Here is a 17,617-nt window from a genome sequence, read left to right on the forward strand (position 1 = left end):
CCATGCGCACGGCCGGCCTGGCTGTCAGTCTTCTTCCAGTTCGACCAGCGCACTGCCTTCGCTGACCATCTCGCCTTCCTGGCAATACAGCGCCTTGACCACACCGGCGTGGGGCGCGCGGATGCTGTGCTCCATCTTCATGGCCTCCAGCACCACCAGTTGCGCCCCGGCTTCGACCGTTTGCCCGGCCTCCACCAGCACGCGCACGATGCTGCCATTCATGGGCGCGGTGAGGCCGCCGTGATGGCTGTGACTGGCTTCAACGGCCGTGATCGGGTCGTAGGTCTCGATGCGGCGCAGCTCGCCTTCCCATTGCAGGTACAGGTAGTCACCCCGGCGGATCGCCCGATGCTGGCGGCGCACGCCATCGTGTTCGGTCAGCAATTGCTCGCCGGTGAGTCGTGCGCTGTGGGACTGCGGGTTGCCCAGGGTCAAGGCGCGGTCCTGGCCCTCGCAACTCAGGTGCAGGGTGATTTGCGCGGGCAGGCCGGCGCGCAGGCCGTTGCCGATCGCCCATGGCGAGCTCGGGTCATCGCCACGGGGCGTGCTGTGCAGGCTCTGGGCAAAGGCCTGGCCGGCGGCTTGCCAGAACTCGTCGCTGAGCGCGGAAGGCTGTGGCAGCAGCTGCTCCTGGTAACGCGGAATGAACCCGGTATCCAGTTCAGCCTGGGCAAACGCCGGGTGGCCGATGATTCGCCGCAGGAAGTTGATGTTGGTCTTGAGCCCACCGATGGCGAATTCATCGAGCATGCTCAGCAGGCGCAAGCGCGCCTGTTCACGGTCTTCGCCCCAGGCAATCAGCTTGCCGAGCATCGGGTCGTAGAATGGCGAGATCTCGTCGCCTTCTTCAACACCGCTGTCCACCCGGCGACCCGCACCCGGCGCGGATTCGCGATACAGCTCCAGGCGACCGGTCGCGGGCAAAAAGTCATTGCCCGGATCTTCGGCATACAGCCGCACTTCAATCGCGTGACCGTTCAGCGGCACCTGATCCTGGGTCATGGGCAAGGCTTCGCCACGGGCTACGCGGATCTGCCAGGCCACCAGATCGAGGCCGGTGATGGCTTCGGTCACTGGGTGTTCGACTTGCAGGCGCGTGTTCATCTCCATGAAGAAGAACTCGCCGCGGGCGTCGAGCAGGAATTCCACGGTGCCGGCTCCGACATAACCGATGGCCTGCGCCGAACGCACGGCCGCCTCACCCATGGCGCGGCGCAGTTCGGGGCTCAGGCCTGGCGCTGGTGCTTCTTCGACGACTTTCTGGTGCCGACGCTGGATCGAGCAGTCGCGCTCGTTGAGGTACAGGCAGTTGCCGTGTTGATCGGCGAACACCTGGATCTCCACGTGACGGGGTTTGAGCAGGTACTTCTCCACCAGCATCCGCGAATCGCCGAACGACGATTGTGCTTCGCGCTGGGCCGAGGCCAGGGCTTCGGCCAGCTGGCTGACGTCCTCGACCACTTTCATGCCCTTGCCGCCGCCGCCGGCCGTGGCCTTGAGCAGCACGGGATAGCCGATGCGTTCGCAGGCGGCGCGGAAGGTCTCGAGGTCCTGGGCTTCACCGTGGTAGCCCGGTACCAACGGCACGCCGGCGGTTTCCATCAAGGCCTTGGCCGCGGATTTGCTGCCCATGGCGTCGATGGCCGAGGCGGGCGGACCGAGGAAGATCAGGCCGGCGGCTTCGATGGCGCGGGCGAACCCGGCGTTCTCGGACAAAAAGCCGTAGCCGGGGTGTATCGCCTGTGCACCGCTGGCCTTGGCGGCGGCGATCAGTTTGTCGATCTGCAGGTAACTGTCGGCGGCCTTGCTGCCACCGAGGTCGACGCGGATATCGGCTTCACGGCTGTGCCGGGCATCGCGGTCGGTGGCACTGTGCACGGCCACGGTGGTCAGGCCCAGGGCCTTGGCGGTGCGCATCACCCGGCAGGCGATTTCGCCGCGGTTGGCCACCAGCAGGGTAGTGAGGACAGGTGCGCTCATCAACGCGGCTCCTTGGTGGTGGTTGCAGCTTGCCAGCTCGGCGGACGTTTTTGCAGAAAGGCGCGCAGGCCTTCCTGGCCTTCGGCACTGACGCGGATGCGGGCGATGGCGTTCTCGGTGTAGCGACGCAGGGACGGGGTCAACGAGCCGTCGCCGACTTCCCGCAGCAAGTCCTTGCTGGCGCGCATGGCGGCCGGGCTGTTGAGCAGCAGGTTGTCGATCCACTGCTGGATTTTCTGTTCCAGCTCGGCGATTGGGTAACTCTCCGACAGCAGGCCGAGTTCCCGTGCCCGTTGCCCGCCGAAACGTTCGGCGGTCAGGGCATAGCGCCGCGTCGCGCGTTCGCCGATGGCTTGCACCACGAACGGGCTGATCACCGCTGGCGCCAGGCCGATGCGCACTTCCGACAGGCAGAACTGTGCGTCATCGGCGCCGATGGCCATGTCGCAGCAACTGATCAGGCCCAGCGCGCCGCCAAAGGCTGCACCTTGCACCACCGCCAGGGTCGGGATTTTCAGCTTGGCCAGGTTGTACATCAGCTCCGCCAGTTCCCGGGCGTCGTCGAGGTTGGTGGCGTAGTCGAGTTCCGCCGATTGCTGCATCCAGGCCAGGTCGGCACCGGCGCTGAAATGTTTGCCACGACCGCGCACGATCAGGAATCGCAGGCTGGCATCGCTGGCCACCTTGTCCAGGGCGAGGATCAGTTCGCGGATCATCTCGGCGTTGAAGGCGTTGTTCTTTTCTTCACGGCTGAGCCACAGCGTGGCGAAACCACGTGGGTCGGTCAGCAGTTCGAGGGTATTGAAGTCGCTCATATTCATCCGTCTCCACAACTCTATCCCTGTAGGAGCGAGCTTGCTCGCGATGGTCGTCAACGATAACGCGTGCTTACCGGGTAAACGCGTTGCCCTTTCGTCCTTCGCGAGCAAGCTCGCTCCTACAAAAAAATCACATCCGGAACACGCCGAAGCGGCTCGGTTCGATTGGCGCGTTCAACGACGCGGACAAGGCCAGTGCCAGCACGTCGCGGGTCTGGGCCGGGTCGATGACGCCGTCATCCCACAGGCGCGCGCTGGAGTAGTAGGGGTGACCCTGCTCTTCATACTGGTCGAGGATCGGTTGCTTGATCTCGGCTTCCTGCTCGGCGCTGAAACCCTGGCCGGCACGTTCGGCCTGCTCGCGCTTGACCTGCACCAGCACGCCGGCCGCCTGTTCGGCACCCATCACACCGATGCGCGCATTCGGCCACATCCACAGGAAGCGCGGATCGTAGGCCCGGCCGCACATGCCGTAGTTCCCGGCACCGAAGCTGCCGCCGATGATCACGGTGAACTTCGGTACCTTGGCGCAGGCCACCGCGGTCACCAGTTTCGCGCCGTGCTTGGCGATGCCGCCGGCTTCGTATTTCTGGCCGACCATGAAGCCGGTGATGTTTTGCAGGAACAGCAGCGGGATACCGCGCTGGCAAGCCAGCTCGATGAAGTGCGCGCCTTTCTGTGCCGCTTCGGCGAACAGGATGCCGTTGTTGGCGAGGATGGCGATCGGATAACCGTGCAGGTAGGCAAAGCCGCACACCAAGGTAGTCCCGAACAGGGCCTTGAATTCGTCGAACACCGAACCGTCCACCAGCCGCGCGATGACTTCACGCACGTCGAACGGTTGCTTGGCATCGGCCGGCACCACGCCATACAACTCGTCGCTGGCATAGAGTGGGGCGATCGGGGTGCGTTGCTGCACTTCACCCTGTTTGCGCCAGTTGAGATTGGCGACGCTGCGCCGGGCCAGGGCCAGGGCGTGTTCATCGCTTTCGGCGTAATGGTCGGCCACACCGGAAATCTTGCAGTGCACGTCGGCCCCGCCAAGGTCCTCGGCACTGACCACTTCGCCCGTCGCGGCTTTCACCAGCGGTGGGCCGGCGAGGAAGATCGTCGCTTGCTCGCGCACCATGATCGCCTCGTCGGCCATGGCCGGCACGTAGGCACCGCCCGCGGTGCAGGAGCCCATGACCACGGCAATCTGCGGGATGCCCTGTGCGCTCATGTTGGCCTGGTTGAAGAAAATCCGGCCGAAGTGCTCGCGGTCTGGAAACACTTCGTCCTGGCGCGGCAGGTTGGCGCCGCCAGAGTCCACCAGGTAGATGCACGGCAGGCGGTTTTGCTGGGCGATCGTCTGGGCGCGCAGGTGCTTTTTCACCGTCAGCGGGTAATACGAACCACCTTTTACCGTGGCATCGTTGGCGACGATCATGCATTCGACGCCTTCCACCCGGCCGATCCCGGCAATCACGCCAGCGGCGGGCACGTCTTCGCCGTACACCTCGTAGGCCGCCAGCTGGCTGATTTCCAGAAACGGCGAGCCCGGGTCGAGCAAGCGGTTGATGCGCTCGCGGGGCAGCAGTTTGCCCCGGGAGGTGTGGCGCTCTTGCGCTTTCGGGCCGCCACCTTGCGCCACTTGGGCCAGCAGGGTGTGCAGGGCGTCGACCTGTTTGAGCATCGCCGCGCTGTTGGCCGCGAACTCCGCCGAACGGGGGTTGAGCTGGGTATGCAGGATAGCCATGGACAGCTCCGTTTAGCGGGTTTCGTTGAACAGTTCACGCCCGATCAGCATGCGACGGATCTCACTGGTGCCGGCGCCGATTTCGTACAGCTTGGCGTCACGCAGCAGACGACCGGCCGGGAATTCGTTGATATAGCCGTTGCCGCCGAGAATCTGGATCGCGTCGAGGGCCATTTGCGTGGCGCGTTCGGCGCTGTAGAGGATCACGCCGGCAGCGTCCTTGCGGGTGGTTTCGCCGCGCTCGCAGGCCTGGGCTACCGCATAGAGATAAGCGCGGCTGGCGTTGAGCTGGGTGTACATGTCGGCGACCTTGCCCTGGATCAGTTGGAACTCGCCGATGCTCTGGCCGAACTGCTTGCGGTCGTGGATGTACGGCACGATCAGGTCCATGCAGGCCTGCATGATCCCGGTCGGGCCGCCGGACAGCACGACACGTTCGTAATCGAGGCCGCTCATCAGCACTTTCACGCCGCCGTTGAGCACGCCGAGGATGTTCTCCTCCGGCACTTCGACGTCATCGAAGAACAGCTCGCAGGTATTCGAGCCGCGCATGCCCAGCTTGTCGAACTTGTTGCTGCGGCTGAAGCCTTTCCAGTCGCGCTCGACGATGAAAGCGGTGATGCCGTGGGGACCTTTTTCCAGGTCGGTCTTGGCGTAGATCACATAGGTGTTGGCGTCCGGACCGTTGGTGATCCAGGTCTTGCTGCCGTTGAGCACGTACTTGTCGCCACGCTTGTCGGCGCGCAGTTTCATCGAGACCACGTCGGAACCGGCGTTCGGTTCGCTCATGGCCAGGGCGCCGATGTGTTCGCCGCTGATCAGCTTCGGCAGGTACTTGGCTTTCTGTTCGTGGTTGCCGTTGCGGTTGATCTGGTTGACGCAGAGGTTGGAGTGGGCGCCATAGGACAGGGCCACCGAGGCCGAGCCACGGCTGATTTCTTCCATCGCGACCACGTGCGCCAGGTAACCCAGGCCGGCACCGCCGTACTCTTCCGGTACGGTAATGCCCAGCAGGCCCATGTCGCCGAATTTGCGCCACAGGTCGGCGGGGAACAGGTTGTCGATGTCGATCTGAGCAGCGCGCGGGGCGATCTCTTTGGCGACGAAGGACTGGACCTGATCGCGCAGCATGTCGATGGTTTCACCGAGGGCAAAATTCAGGGATGGGTAGCTCATGGGGCACCTTTTGGCTTTTTTGTAGGGTGGGGAGGGCGGTGTTTCAGCTCTCACCTTTACGTTAACGTAAACCTGTGACGAAAGGCTGTCAATCGCCCTTTACGTTAACGTCAACTTGAGCGAGAGTAGGGGCATTGAAACCTGTAGGAGCGGGCTTGCCCGCGAAGGCGCCGGATCTGTCGACATCAGTGTAGAACGTGCCGGCCTCTTCGCTGGCAAGCCAGCTCCTGCAGGGGACCATTCGCAGCCCATTAATAAAGACAATAGGGGTCGTCATGGATCAACCAAGCCCGCAACGCAGTTACACCCGTGGTTCCCAGGATAAAGCCTTGCTGGCGATGACCATCGGCCAGGCGTTCGACAATACCGTCGCGCAGTACCCGGACGGGGAGGCGCTGGTGGTGCGCCATCAACAGCTGCGCTACACCTGGCGGCAACTGGCGGATGCGGCAGACCTGCAGGCCAGGGCGCTGCTGGCGCTGGGCCTGCAGGCCGGCGACCGTCTGGGCATCTGGGCCCCAAACTGCGCCCAGTGGTGCATCACGCAGATTGCCACGGCGAAAATCGGCGTGATCCTGGTCAACATCAACCCGGCCTACCGCAGCTCCGAACTCGAATACGTGTTGAAACAGTCCGGCTGCCAGTGGCTGGTCAGTGCCGGGGCGTTCAAGACCTCCGACTATCACGCCATGCTGCAGGGCCTGGTGCCGGAGCTGGCGGAGCAAGCCATCGGCAAATTGCACAGCGAGCGCCTGCCGGATTTGCGCGGGGTCGTCAGCCTGGATGCACAGCCGCCGGCAGGTTTCCTGCCATGGTCGCAACTGACCGATCTGGCGGGCAGCGTATCGGTCGAACAATTGCACGAACGTCAAAACAGTCTGCATTTCGATCAGGCGGTGAACATCCAGTACACCTCCGGCACCACCGGCTTCCCCAAGGGCGCGACCCTCAGCCACTACAACATTCTCAATAATGGCTACATGGTCGGCGAAAGCCTGGGCCTTACGGCCTGCGACCGGTTGGTGATCCCGGTGCCGTTGTACCACTGCTTTGGCATGGTCATGGGCAACCTCGGCTGCATCACCCACGGCAGCACCATGATCTACCCCAACGACGCGTTCGATCCGCTGCTGACCCTCAGCACCGTCGCCGAAGAACAGGCCACCGCGCTGTATGGCGTGCCGACCATGTTCATCGCCATGCTCGATCAACCCCGGCGCGGCGATTTCGACCTGTCGAGCCTGCGCACCGGGATCATGGCCGGTGCCACCTGTCCGATCGAGGTCATGCGCCGGGTCATCAGCGAAATGCACATGAGCGAAGTGCAGATTGCCTACGGCATGACGGAAACTAGCCCGGTGTCGTTGCAGACCGGTCCGTCGGACGATCTGGAATTGCGCGTGACCACGGTCGGCCGTACCCAGCCACAGCTGGAAAGCAAGATCATCGACGAGGCCGGCAACCTGGTGCCCCGTGGCACCATCGGTGAGCTGTGTACCCGCGGCTACAGTGTGATGCTCGGTTACTGGAACAACCCGCAAGGCACGGCTGAGGCGATCGACCAGGCCGGCTGGATGCACACCGGTGACCTGGCGAGCATGAATGAGGAGGGCTACGTGTGCATTGCCGGGCGCAACAAGGACATGATCATCCGCGGCGGCGAGAACATTTATCCGCGCGAACTGGAGGAATTCTTCTTCACCCACCCGGCAGTGGCCGATGTGCAGGTGATTGGCATTCCTTGCTCGCGTTATGGTGAAGAGATCGTCGCCTGGATCAAGTTCCACCCCGGTCACAGTGCCACCGAGCAGGAGCTGCAAGCCTGGTGCAAGGAGCGCATCGCGCACTTCAAGACGCCGCGTCATTTCAAGTTCGTGGAAGAGTTTCCGATGACGGTGACGGGCAAGATCCAGAAATTCCGGATGCGCGAGATCAGCATTGAGGAGTTGCGAAGCAATAAGGCCTGACTCATTCCCTTGTAGGAGCGAGCTTGCTCGCGAAGAACTCAAGAGTGTCGCGTTGATCCAGAATGAGCGCGTTATCGTTGACGACCTTCGCGAGCAAGCTCGCTCCTACACAGGGCCGTGGAAATCTCAAACGCCAGACAGCACAAAGGGGAGCCGAAGCTCCCCTTTAATTTTCGTTGCGCTGCTCTTTTTTTATTATTGAGGGGCGGTCTGTTTTTGTTTTTGGTGACCGTTGACCCTTTACCGCTGTTTTTGTCGATCCCCATCCGGGATCAAGAGCAAACGTATTTTTTTGAGCGCTGATCTACTTTTTCGCTGAGCGATCCAACCAGTTCGGGAGCTACCTGAAGGTAGTTTTATTATTCTCTGCCCGGTTGCGGGTAACTCCGAAAAGCACCCTGAAAAGCACATCCTCTCCAAAAAAATCTGTTAGCTGCGTCTCTGCCGTGTTGTTTTTGTTATGTCAGAGTCGTTACGTCTTGTTTTTATTAGGGGTGTCGCCAATTTTTTTATTCTTGTTATGCGATAGATATAGCAGGAGCCGTGCCAACTTTTAAAAACCCTTTAAAAACAAGCACTTGAGTTTTTGTAGGGTTTTCGGCTTCAGGGAAAACCCTACATTTTGTTTCCGTGTTACTCGCTTGCGCCCACATTCAGGTGGTTGCGGTAACACCTCGACACACCCGCACGCATCAATGTGCGCTACGCGCCTTGGCCACGCGCGAACCGGTAGGTCGTCCCAGTACATCGCAGATTTGCTGGCCGGCCAGGATCAGCGCATCCAGGTCGATCCCGGTTTCAATCCCGAGGCCGTTGAGCAGGTAAACCACGTCCTCGGTGGCGACGTTACCGCTGGCGCCCTTGGCATAAGGGCAACCACCAAGACCGGCAATGGAGCTGTCGAACACCGAGATGCCTTCCAGCAGGCTGGCATAGATGTTGGCCATGGCCTGGCCATAGGTGTCGTGGAAGTGCCCGGCCAGTTTGTCCCGCGGCACCTGGGCCGACACCACCTCGAACATCCTGCGCGTGGCGCCTGCGGTGCCGGTGCCGATGGTGTCGCCCAGTGAAACCTCGTAACAGCCCATGTCGTAGAGCTCGCGGGCCACATGCGCTACCTGTTCCGGTGCGACGTGACCTTCATAGGGGCAGCCCAGCACGCAGGACACGTAACCGCGCACACTGACGCCATGCTGCCTGGCGGCATCCATGATCGGAACGAATCGCTCCAGGCTTTCGCTGATCGAGCAATTGATGTTGCGCTGGGAAAACGCTTCCGACGCGGCGGCGAACACCGCGACCTCCTTGACCCCGCAGGCGAGGGCATCTTCAAAGCCGCGCAGGTTGGGGGCGAGGGCGCCGTAGGTCACGCCGGGTTTGCGCTGGATCTGCGCGAAGACATCGGCAGAGCCCGCCATCTGCGGCACCCACTTGGGCGAAACGAAGCTGCCGACTTCTATATAGCCAAGGCCCGCAGCCGTCAGCGCATCGACCAGTCGCACCTTGTCGGCAACGCTGATGGGTTGGGCTTCATTTTGCAGACCGTCGCGGGGGCCGACTTCGACCAGGCGTACGTGGGTAGGGAGTGACATGGGATTCGACCTATTCTAATTGTTCATAGACCCTTGTAGGAGCGAGCTTGCTCGCGAAGGACGTCAACGATAACGAGGGCAGTCTGAATGCACGCGGTGCCCTGACATCCATCGCGAGTAAGCTCGCTCCTACACAGATTCCTGGCTCTTGAGCGTTTGCTCCAACGCCTGCACGCAGCGCTCTTCAGCGGTATCAAGCTCCAGTTTCATCTGTTCGATGTCCAGCAGCTGCTGTTCCAGCTGTTCCCGGCGCTCGCTGATTTTTGCCAGCATGCTGTGCAGTTGCTTGGTGTTACCGCTGGACGGATCGTAGAGCTCGATCAGCTCGCGGCATTCGGCCAGGGAAAAGCCGATGCGCTTGCCCCGCAGGATCAGCTTGAGGCTGACCTTGTCGCGGGGTGAGTAGATGCGTTCCTGGCCACGCCGCTCGGGGCTGAGCAAGCCTTGTTCCTCATAGAAGCGAATGGCCCGGGTGGTGATGTCGAGCTCGCGGGCGAGGTCGGAAATGCTGTAGGTCTGGCTGCTCATGGGCGCGCTCGCAAAAAGTCATGCGCTAAGCTAATGGCAGGTTGACGTTTACGTCAAGGGGCGTGAGTTTTGGGTGTTCTTGCTGATCTCTTCGCGAGCAAGCCCGCTCCCACCTTTGATTTGCGTCGAACACAAATACCGTGTTCAGCAAAGATTAAGTGTGGGAGCGGGCTTGCTCGCGAAGAACGATAACGCGGTGTAACGCCTCACACCGTGTCCAGCTTTTTCTCCTGCGCCGTCACCTGCTGGCACAACTCGATCATCTGCTCGCGCATCCAGCGGTTCGCCGGGTCCTGGTCAGTGCTTTCGTGCCAGTAAAGGTGGGTTTCCACCGGCGGCACATCGTTGACCGGCAGATAAAAGGCGTGCAGGTCGTTGCGGCGGGCGAAGCGTTCCGGCACGGTCATGACCATATCGGTCTGCTGCAACACCTGCGAGGCCATCAGGTAATGCTGGGAGCGCAGGGCGATCTTGCGCTGGATACCCATTTTGCCCAGGGCCAGGTCAACATAGCCCAGGCCGCTGCGACGGCTGGAAATGTGGACGTGGGTCAGGCTCAGGTAATCATCGAGGGTGAGTTTTTCCTTGCCCGCCAGCGGGTGGCCCTTGCGCATGGCGCACACGTAACGATCTTCCATCAGCTTGACGTGGCGCACCTGCGGGTCGGTGTTGAGTGGGGCGTCGACGGCGAAGTCGAGTCGGCCGGCGGCGAGTTCCTTGGTGGTCTCGCGACGCTTGGACAGGAAGCTTTCGATGATCACGGTCGGCGCCAGGCGGCGCAGGCGCTGGAACAGCGGCGGCAGGATCACAGCTTCAGTGAGGTCGGTCATGCTGATGCGGTAGGTCTTGACCGCCTGCAAGGGATTGAAGATGCGGCTTTCCTGCACCGACACGCGCAGCAACGAAAGCGCGTTGCGCACCGGGCCGATAATGTTCTGCGCCATAGGCGTAGGCACCATGCCCTGGGCGGTGCGTACGAACAGCGGGTCGTTGAACGTCTCGCGCAATCGGGCCAGCGCGTTGGACACCGCAGGTTGGGTAATCCCGACAATCTGCCCGGCGCGGGTCAGGTTGGCCTCGGTGTAGATCGCGTCAAAGACGATGAAAAGGTTGAGGTCGACCTTGCTCAGATTCATTGCGCTGCACTCTTGTTTTAGGTGGGCTCGATCAGTCGATCATATATCGGTGATGAATGTTTATACACGCCGAGAATAGGCTAGGTAAATTTTCATGGCTGTTCTAGCATCGATTGCATGAACGAACAACTCCTCTGAAACCCGTTGAAAAGGTAGAGCTGGCCATGGATTTCGCTTATTCGCCCAAGGTGCAAGAACTGCGTGAGCGCGTGACCGCGTTCATGGACACCTACGTCTATCCCGCCGAAGCGGTCTTCGAGCGCCAGGTCGCCGAGGGCGACCGCTGGCAGCCGACGGCGATCATGGAAGAGCTCAAGCTCAAGGCCAAGGCAGAAGGCCTGTGGAATTTGTTTCTGCCTGAGTCCGAACTCGGCGCCGGCCTGACCAACCTCGAATACGCGCCGCTGGCGGAAATCATGGGCCGTTCGCTGCTGGGGCCCGAGCCGTTCAATTGCTCGGCACCGGACACCGGCAACATGGAAGTGCTGGTGCGCTACGCCAACGAAGAACAGAAACAACGCTGGCTCGAACCCTTGCTGCGCGGCGAGATCCGCTCGGCTTTCGCCATGACCGAACCGGACGTGGCGTCCTCCGACGCCACCAACATGGCCGCCCGTGCCGTGCGTGACGGTGACGAGTGGGTGATCAACGGCAAGAAATGGTGGACCTCCGGTGCTTGCGATCCGCGCTGCAAGATCCTGATCTTCATGGGCCTGAGCAATCCCGACGCACCGCGCCATGCGCAACACTCGATGATCCTGGTTCCAGTGGACACCCCCGGGGTGAAAATCCTGCGTCCGTTGCCCGTGTTCGGCTATGACGACGCCCCCCACGGCCACGCCGAAGTGTTGTTTGAAAATGTCCGGGTGCCGTATGAAAACGTCCTGTTGGGCGAAGGACGCGGCTTCGAAATCGCTCAAGGTCGTCTTGGCCCGGGGCGGATTCACCACTGCATGCGTTCGATCGGCATGGCTGAGCGTGCGCTGGAACTGATGTGCAAGCGCTCGGTGAACCGTACGGCGTTCGGCAAGCCTCTGGCACGCCTGGGCGGCAACATCGACAAGATCGCCGATTCGCGGATGGAGATCGACATGGCCCGCCTGCTGACACTCAAGGCGGCGTACATGATGGACACCGTCGGCAACAAAGTGGCGAAGAGTGAAATCGCGCAGATCAAGGTGGTGGCGCCGAACGTGGCCTTGCGCGTGATCGACCGGGCGATCCAGATTCATGGCGGGGCAGGGGTGTCCAACGATTTCCCGCTGGCCTACATGTATGCCATGCAGCGCACCCTGCGCCTGGCGGACGGTCCGGATGAAGTGCACCGCGCGGCCATCGGCAAGTTCGAGATCGGCAAGTACGTGCCCAAGGAAATGTTGCGCAGCAGTCATTAAGACGGCAGCGCGGGCCCAATCCGGGCCCGCGCTCACTCAACGGGTCAATCCAGGCTGGGCAGCCCGTAGAACGCCCGCGCGCAAGCCGTACTGTGGGCGGCCAGGTCTTCCTGGCTTTCGCCGCGGTGCAAGGCCACCTCACGCAAGACTTCCGTCAGATACGCCGGCTCGTTGCGACCGTTTTTCGGTTTGGGGCGAAGGCTGCGCGGCAACAGATATGGCGCATCGCTCTCCAGCATCAAGCGCCCGCGTGGGATCTCCTTGACCAAGGGATGCAAATGCGTGCCCCGGCGCTCATCGCAAATCCAGCCGGTGATGCCGATGTGCAAATCCAGGTCCAGGTAACTGAACAGCGCTTTCTGTTCGCCGGTGAAGCAGTGCACCACGGCGGCCGGCAGCTGATCGCGATAGTCACGCAGGATTTCCAGCAGACGCTGGCTGGCATCGCGTTCGTGCAGAAACACCGGCATTTGCAGTTCGACCGCCAGCGCCAGGTGTTCTTCGAGGACTTTCTCTTGCTGCGGACGCGGTGAAAAATCGCGATTGAAATCCAGGCCGCATTCACCGACAGCCACGATGTTCGGTTCTCTCAGCAGGCTGCGCAGGCGAGGGGCGCTGTCGGCATTCCAGTCGCTGGCCGCGTGGGGATGAATACCGGCGGTGGCGAACAGCTTTTGACCTGTTTCGTCCAGTTGCCGGCACAGCTCCAGCGCCTGTTCGCTGCCCTCGACATTGGTGCCGGTGAGCACCAATTGGCAGACCCCCGCGGCATAGGCGCGGTCCAGTACGGCCTGGTGCTTGTCGGCGAAACTGGGGTTGGTCAGGTTGACGCCGATATCGATGAGTTGCATGGTGCTACCTCGGACCAGGGCCGCAAAGCATACCAGAGCTCTGGATTTATCAGAAAAGCCAAGAACTACAACGGGTTATGGCGGTCTCTTAATGTCGCGAACAAGTCTGGGTGGTGGCGATGCCATCATTGTGCCAGTCTTTCGCGCATTGCCAGCGTCTTCAGGCGCTTTATTTCTGACGCTTGATTGCATGAAATCATTCATGTGGTTGAACTGAATTCTTTGCGGAGAGTGGATGATTCGTCCCTCGGTTTTGCTACTGCTGTGTTGCTCGCTGTTGCTGCCGATGTCGGCGGTTGCGCGGCTGCCCGGGCCGCTGCAAGCCGTGCCGGCCGCCAAGGTCCGTGACCTCACGGACATCCGCAGCAGTCGTGTGCTGCGCGTGCTGGTCAACCAGAGCCGTAACAGCTCTGGCGAAGTCCAGGGCCAGGCCATCGGTGTCGAATACCATCGCCTGCGCGCTTTTGAGCAATACCTCAATGGCCACGCCCGGGATGGCCAGGAAATCACCCTCAAGATCATTCCCAAAGCCAAGGATCAATTGCTCGGTGCGTTGCAGCGCGGGGAGGGCGACCTGGTAGCCCCCGGCGAGTTGCTCGACCTGCAGCCGGGCTTCGCCGTCAGCAGCAGTGAACCGGTCGCCAGTAACATCCCGCTGGTGCTGGTGGGGATCAAGGGTGAACGTCGCTATACCCGTCTCGAACAACTGTCGGGAAAAACCCTGGCGCTGCCCAACGGCAGCGCCGCCGGTGACGCCATCAGCCAGATCAACCAGAAGCTGGCGCTGCATAAATTGCCGCCGGTCAAGATCGAGTGGGTCGACCCGAGCCTGGCGGTCGAGGACGTGCTGGAAATGGTCCAGGGCGGGATCTTTCATCTGACCATTGTCGAGCAGCCGATTGCCGAACGCTGGGGCAAGATCCTGCCGAAATTGCGTATCGATCGCCAGGTGCTGATCAGCGAGCCAGGCGAAGAGTTCTGGTTCGTGCGCCGCGACGCGTCGATGCTGCGGGCCAGCATCGATCGTTTCCTGGCGGGCTATAAAAAGCCGTCGGACCAGGACGTAGCGTTTCTGCGCATCTATAGGCGTCTTTACCAGGTCCACTATCCGTTGGCCAAGGCTGACCGCCAGCGCCTGGAAAAGCTGCGGCCGGTGCTGCAAAAACATGCAACCGCCCAGGACATGGACTGGCTCAACCTGGCGGCGCTGGCGTTCAAGGAATCCGGCCTGCGACCCGCCGCACGCAGTGGCGGTGCACCGACCGGGCTGATGCAGATCACGCCGTCAGCGGCCCAGCGTGTCGGTGTGAGCAACATTCACGAACTGGATGCCAATGTGCAGGCCGGGGCCAAGTACCTGGCGATGATTCGCCGCAAGTTCTTCGCCAGCCCCAAGCTCAATGAGCGCGAGCGCATGGCCTTTGTGCTGGCGGCCTACAACATCGGCCCGGAGCGGGTGCAAGGCATGCGCGCAGAGGCCCGTCGACGGGGGTTGAACCCCAACCAGTGGTTTTTCCAGGTCGAGCGCATCGCCATGGAGCAGGTGGGAATGGGACCTGTCAGCTATGTTAATAGCGTGAACAAGTATTACCTGGCGTTCGATCGGGAGCGGGAGTCGTTGGAGCCCCAGGGGCAGAAAGTTGTCCTGCGTAAATGATCGAATAAACTGATTGTTATGGCGGATTCTTTGCGCTTTTAACATGAGATTTACTGATTAATATAGCGGCCAACCAACACACACTCTCAAGGGATGTCACAGCATGAGCACACTGATCAACAAGGTATTGTTTACCCGCGCTGGCTACGGCCTGACCGTTTTGCGGATTTTCGTCGGCATCATCTTCGCTGCCCACGGTGCACAGAAACTCTTCGGCGCATTCGGTGGCTATGGCCTGGCGGGCACCGCGCAGTACATGGAAAGCATCGGCCTGGCGCCGGGCTACCTGATGGCGACGCTGGCGGGCGGCACCGAGTTCTTCGGCGGCCTGGCTTTGATCATCGGCTTGCTGGTACGTCCGGCGGCGTTGGGCCTGACCTTCCTTTCACTGGTGGCGATTTTTACCGTGCATATCAGCAATGGCCTGTTCATGGCGAACAACGGCTATGAATTCGCCCTGGCGTTGCTCGGTGGCAGCATCGCGGTGCTGATCGAAGGGGCCGGCAAACTGTCGGCGGACCGCGCCATCGCCGGCTGACAGCTTTTCGAACAGACAAAAAAATGCCCGTATCACGGGCATTTTTTGTTGCATCAGAACCCGAGTCTGTCGCGCAATCCGTAGTACCACGCGCCAAGTGCAGCAAAGGGTGTACGCAGCAGTTGGCCACCCGGGAACGGGTAGTGGGGCAGGTCGGCAAAAGCGTCGAAACGTTCGGCCTGACCACGCAATGCCTCGGCCAGGACCTTGCCCGCCAGGTGCGTGTAGGTGACGCCGTGGCCGCTGCAACCCTGGGAGTAATAGATGTTGTCGCCCAGTCGCCCGACCTGAGGCAGGCGCGACAGGGTCAGCAGGAAATTTCCGGTCCAGGCGTAGTCGATCTTCACATCCTTGAGCTGTGGGAAAGCCTTGAGCATCTTCGGCCGAATGATCGCTTCGATGTTCGCTGGGTCCCGTGCGCCATACACCACGCCGCCGCCGAAAATCAGACGTTTGTCGCCGCTCAGGCGGTAGTAGTCGAGCAGGTAGTTGCAGTCTTCGACGCAATAGTCCTGGGGCAGCAGGCTTTTCGCCAACTCATCGCCCAAGGGCTCCGTGGTGATCACCTGCGTGCCGCAAGGCATCGATTTGGCCGCCAGCTCCGGCACCAGGTTACCCAGGTAGGCGTTGCCCGCCACGATGATGAACTTGGCCCTGACCTTGCCCTGAGGCGTGTGCACGACCGGGTTGGCACCGCGCTCGATGCGCACCGCCGGCGACTGCTCATGAATAGTGCCGCCCAGTGACTCCACGGCCGCCGCTTCGCCCAGCGCCAGGTTGAGCGGATGGATATGCCCGCCACTCATGTCGAGCATGCCACCGATATATTGATCGCAAGCCACCACCTCGCGGATGCGGCGCTGATCCAGCAACTCCAGCTGCGTATGCCCGAAACGCTCCCACAAACGCTTCTGCGCTTCCAGATGACCCATCTGCTTGTCAGTGAGGGCGGCAAATACGCCGCCGTCCTTCAAGTCGCACTGGATGTTGTACCTGGCCACCCGATCACGAATGATCCGCCCGCCCTCGAACGCCATCTGCCCCAGCAACTGAGCCTGACGCGGACCGACACTGCGCTCGATCACATCGATATCGCGGCTGTAGCTGTTGACGATTTGCCCACCATTGCGCCCCGACGCACCGAAACCGACCCTGGCCGCCTCCAGCACCGTCACCCGAAAGCCGTGCTCCAGCAGGAACAGCGCCGAGGACAACCCGGTATAACCGGCGCCGATCACGCACACATCCGTCTCGACCTCACCCTGCAACGACGGACGCGGCGGCACCGCATTGGCCGATGCGGCGTAATAGGACTCTGGGTAAGGGGTGTTCGCCATCCTGCAGCCTCTGTTTAATAAATTTAACGAATGCGTCGATCCTACCCGAGTTGAAAAACCGCCGCCAGCCACCGGAAAATCTTCTTTGCCGCAGCGAAATTAAATATTTTGCATATTCATAGGGTTAGCGCGAAAAAAGGTGTTGACACCCTCCCGGAATTCCGTAGAATGCCGCCTCACAGCAGGCACGTAGCTCAGTTGGTTAGAGCACCACCTTGACATGGTGGGGGTCGTTGGTTCGAGTCCAATCGCGCCTACCAAACAAAATCCGCTCTGCTGGGCGGTCTGGAAGGGCTCACCGAAAGGTGGGCCCTTTTTTGTTGTTTGCGATTTAAAAAGCCTATGCAAAGCCTGTAATCAAGCGCCAATCGACGCGTTGCGCAGCCCCGCCTTATTGAATGTATTTCAAACCCACCACATTCCTGTTCAGCTTGGCTCGCTCGCTCCAGGCAATGGTATGGCTGGCCTTGTTCCATCGAACGTTGCTGATGCCCTGACTTGCCGCTTTTTCAATCGCATCCTTGATGAGTTGGATGTTGAGCGTGGTCCCCGCGCACTCTCCATGATGCAACAGGGCGGCCTTCCAGGCCTCCAGGGCGCACATGCTCGAGCGTTCGACGATGATGACTTCCTTGGATCCACTGGCCACAAAATGGATCTCGTAATGTTCCCTCATTGACTTCGGCATCCTCGCCATTCATTCTCACCTGAGAAATATTATCATTTGAAGGTGGCGTTGACGCGAGCCGAATGAAAATCAGTTCGTCTCGGGTTGAACTGCCAGCAGCCAATTGCATCAAAGCAAGACAGGCAACCGGGCATAGCTGCATCGAGGCGGGGGGGAGTGATGAGGAGGCGGACAATGATCAAGTTCTTTGCGGCTTACCTGTCCATTTGCCTCTTGC

The 17,617-nt window shown here is 61.0% G+C and carries 14 protein-coding genes and 1 tRNA gene; 5 read left to right on the forward strand and 10 right to left on the reverse strand.

Going from position 1 to position 17,617, the window contains the following annotated elements; translation table 11 throughout:
- Positions 1 to 24 precede the first annotated feature (24 nt).
- From DKB71_RS11265 to DKB71_RS11280, 4 genes are all read right to left on the reverse strand, one after another.
- Positions 25 to 1,980 (reverse strand): acetyl/propionyl/methylcrotonyl-CoA carboxylase subunit alpha, encoded by a 1,956-nt coding sequence (locus DKB71_RS11265; RefSeq protein ID WP_408600405.1) that lies wholly within the window; start codon positions 1,978 to 1,980, stop codon positions 25 to 27.
- Complete coding sequence (locus DKB71_RS11270) at positions 1,980 to 2,795, reverse strand: gamma-carboxygeranoyl-CoA hydratase (protein WP_408600406.1); 816 nt, start codon at positions 2,793 to 2,795, stop codon at positions 1,980 to 1,982. The genes DKB71_RS11265 and DKB71_RS11270 overlap by 1 nt, the downstream gene beginning before the upstream one ends.
- Positions 2,796 to 2,928: 133 nt before the next feature.
- The gene (locus tag DKB71_RS11275) at positions 2,929 to 4,536 is read right to left on the reverse strand and encodes a carboxyl transferase domain-containing protein (RefSeq protein ID WP_408600407.1); all 1,608 of its coding nucleotides are present in this window, start codon (positions 4,534 to 4,536) and stop codon (positions 2,929 to 2,931) included.
- 12 nt (positions 4,537 to 4,548) lie between these two features.
- Positions 4,549 to 5,712, reverse strand: a complete 1,164-nt coding sequence (locus DKB71_RS11280; protein ID WP_056724068.1) for an isovaleryl-CoA dehydrogenase — start codon at positions 5,710 to 5,712, stop codon at positions 4,549 to 4,551.
- A gap of 275 nt (positions 5,713 to 5,987) precedes the next feature.
- On the opposite strand from DKB71_RS11280, the gene DKB71_RS11285 reads away from it, so the two are divergent.
- Complete coding sequence (locus DKB71_RS11285; RefSeq protein ID WP_408600408.1) at positions 5,988 to 7,679, forward strand: AMP-binding protein; 1,692 nt, start codon at positions 5,988 to 5,990, stop codon at positions 7,677 to 7,679.
- A gap of 692 nt (positions 7,680 to 8,371) precedes the next feature.
- Here DKB71_RS11285 and DKB71_RS11290 read toward each other — a convergent pair.
- The 3 genes from DKB71_RS11290 to DKB71_RS11300 form a co-directional block, all read right to left on the reverse strand.
- Positions 8,372 to 9,271, reverse strand: coding sequence for a hydroxymethylglutaryl-CoA lyase (locus DKB71_RS11290; RefSeq protein WP_408600409.1), 900 nt, complete (start codon positions 9,269 to 9,271; stop codon positions 8,372 to 8,374).
- A gap of 129 nt (positions 9,272 to 9,400) precedes the next feature.
- Positions 9,401 to 9,799, reverse strand: coding sequence for a MerR family DNA-binding transcriptional regulator (locus DKB71_RS11295; protein ID WP_274076555.1), 399 nt, complete (start codon positions 9,797 to 9,799; stop codon positions 9,401 to 9,403).
- A gap of 206 nt (positions 9,800 to 10,005) precedes the next feature.
- Positions 10,006 to 10,935: a LysR family transcriptional regulator gene (locus DKB71_RS11300; RefSeq protein ID WP_274076554.1), complete on the reverse strand. Its 930-nt coding sequence runs from the start codon at positions 10,933 to 10,935 to the stop codon at positions 10,006 to 10,008.
- Positions 10,936 to 11,099: 164 nt separating this feature from the next.
- On the opposite strand from DKB71_RS11300, the gene DKB71_RS11305 reads away from it, so the two are divergent.
- A complete protein-coding gene (locus DKB71_RS11305) occupies positions 11,100 to 12,329 on the forward strand; it encodes an acyl-CoA dehydrogenase (RefSeq protein ID WP_008057192.1) in 1,230 nt (409 codons plus the stop codon).
- Between the two features lie 44 nt (positions 12,330 to 12,373).
- On the opposite strand, the gene DKB71_RS11310 is transcribed toward DKB71_RS11305, so the two are convergent.
- The gene (locus DKB71_RS11310; RefSeq protein WP_408600410.1) at positions 12,374 to 13,180 is read right to left on the reverse strand and encodes a TatD family hydrolase; all 807 of its coding nucleotides are present in this window, start codon (positions 13,178 to 13,180) and stop codon (positions 12,374 to 12,376) included.
- A 235-nt stretch (positions 13,181 to 13,415) separates the two neighbouring features.
- Between DKB71_RS11310 and DKB71_RS11315 the strand changes: the two genes are divergently transcribed.
- Together DKB71_RS11315 and DKB71_RS11320 are read left to right on the forward strand one after the other, a co-directional pair.
- The gene (locus DKB71_RS11315) at positions 13,416 to 14,837 is read left to right on the forward strand and encodes a transglycosylase SLT domain-containing protein (RefSeq protein WP_408600411.1); all 1,422 of its coding nucleotides are present in this window, start codon (positions 13,416 to 13,418) and stop codon (positions 14,835 to 14,837) included.
- Between the two features lie 103 nt (positions 14,838 to 14,940).
- The gene (locus DKB71_RS11320; protein WP_274076551.1) at positions 14,941 to 15,375 is read left to right on the forward strand and encodes a DoxX family protein; all 435 of its coding nucleotides are present in this window, start codon (positions 14,941 to 14,943) and stop codon (positions 15,373 to 15,375) included.
- Between the two features lie 53 nt (positions 15,376 to 15,428).
- Here DKB71_RS11320 and DKB71_RS11325 read toward each other — a convergent pair whose 3' ends face one another.
- The gene (locus DKB71_RS11325) at positions 15,429 to 16,712 is read right to left on the reverse strand and encodes an NAD(P)/FAD-dependent oxidoreductase (RefSeq protein WP_406591076.1); all 1,284 of its coding nucleotides are present in this window, start codon (positions 16,710 to 16,712) and stop codon (positions 15,429 to 15,431) included.
- Positions 16,713 to 16,895: 183 nt separating this feature from the next.
- On the opposite strand from DKB71_RS11325, the gene DKB71_RS11330 reads away from it, so the two are divergent.
- Positions 16,896 to 16,972: transfer RNA gene (locus tag DKB71_RS11330), tRNA-Val, on the forward strand.
- A 131-nt stretch (positions 16,973 to 17,103) separates the two neighbouring features.
- Here DKB71_RS11330 and DKB71_RS11335 read toward each other — a convergent pair.
- Positions 17,104 to 17,388, reverse strand: coding sequence for a hypothetical protein (locus DKB71_RS11335; RefSeq protein ID WP_408600412.1), 285 nt, complete (start codon positions 17,386 to 17,388; stop codon positions 17,104 to 17,106).
- Positions 17,389 to 17,617 lie beyond the last annotated feature (229 nt).

Source organism: Pseudomonas sp. PLMAX (genome assembly GCF_046042685.1).
In the GTDB taxonomy this organism is placed as follows: Bacteria; Pseudomonadota; Gammaproteobacteria; order Pseudomonadales; family Pseudomonadaceae; genus Aquipseudomonas; species Aquipseudomonas putida_AE.

What these genes read in the sequence shown, in the direction of transcription:
- DKB71_RS11265 (WP_408600405.1), bottom strand. Translation starts at nt 1,980, where the DNA reads ATGAGCGCACCTGTCCTCACTACCCTGCTGGTGGCCAACCGCGGCGAA.
- DKB71_RS11270 (WP_408600406.1), bottom strand. Translation starts at nt 2,795, where the DNA reads ATGAGCGACTTCAATACCCTCGAACTGCTGACCGACCCACGTGGTTTC.
- DKB71_RS11275 (WP_408600407.1), bottom strand. Translation starts at nt 4,536, where the DNA reads ATGGCTATCCTGCATACCCAGCTCAACCCCCGTTCGGCGGAGTTCGCG.
- DKB71_RS11280 (WP_056724068.1), bottom strand. Translation starts at nt 5,712, where the DNA reads ATGAGCTACCCATCCCTGAATTTTGCCCTCGGTGAAACCATCGACATG.
- DKB71_RS11285 (WP_408600408.1), top strand. Translation starts at nt 5,988, where the DNA reads ATGGATCAACCAAGCCCGCAACGCAGTTACACCCGTGGTTCCCAGGAT.
- DKB71_RS11290 (WP_408600409.1), bottom strand. Translation starts at nt 9,271, where the DNA reads ATGTCACTCCCTACCCACGTACGCCTGGTCGAAGTCGGCCCCCGCGAC.
- DKB71_RS11295 (WP_274076555.1), bottom strand. Translation starts at nt 9,799, where the DNA reads ATGAGCAGCCAGACCTACAGCATTTCCGACCTCGCCCGCGAGCTCGAC.
- DKB71_RS11300 (WP_274076554.1), bottom strand. Translation starts at nt 10,935, where the DNA reads ATGAATCTGAGCAAGGTCGACCTCAACCTTTTCATCGTCTTTGACGCG.
- DKB71_RS11305 (WP_008057192.1), top strand. Translation starts at nt 11,100, where the DNA reads ATGGATTTCGCTTATTCGCCCAAGGTGCAAGAACTGCGTGAGCGCGTG.
- DKB71_RS11310 (WP_408600410.1), bottom strand. Translation starts at nt 13,180, where the DNA reads ATGCAACTCATCGATATCGGCGTCAACCTGACCAACCCCAGTTTCGCC.
- DKB71_RS11315 (WP_408600411.1), top strand. Translation starts at nt 13,416, where the DNA reads ATGATTCGTCCCTCGGTTTTGCTACTGCTGTGTTGCTCGCTGTTGCTG.
- DKB71_RS11320 (WP_274076551.1), top strand. Translation starts at nt 14,941, where the DNA reads ATGAGCACACTGATCAACAAGGTATTGTTTACCCGCGCTGGCTACGGC.
- DKB71_RS11325 (WP_406591076.1), bottom strand. Translation starts at nt 16,712, where the DNA reads ATGGCGAACACCCCTTACCCAGAGTCCTATTACGCCGCATCGGCCAAT.
- DKB71_RS11335 (WP_408600412.1), bottom strand. Translation starts at nt 17,388, where the DNA reads ATGAGGGAACATTACGAGATCCATTTTGTGGCCAGTGGATCCAAGGAA.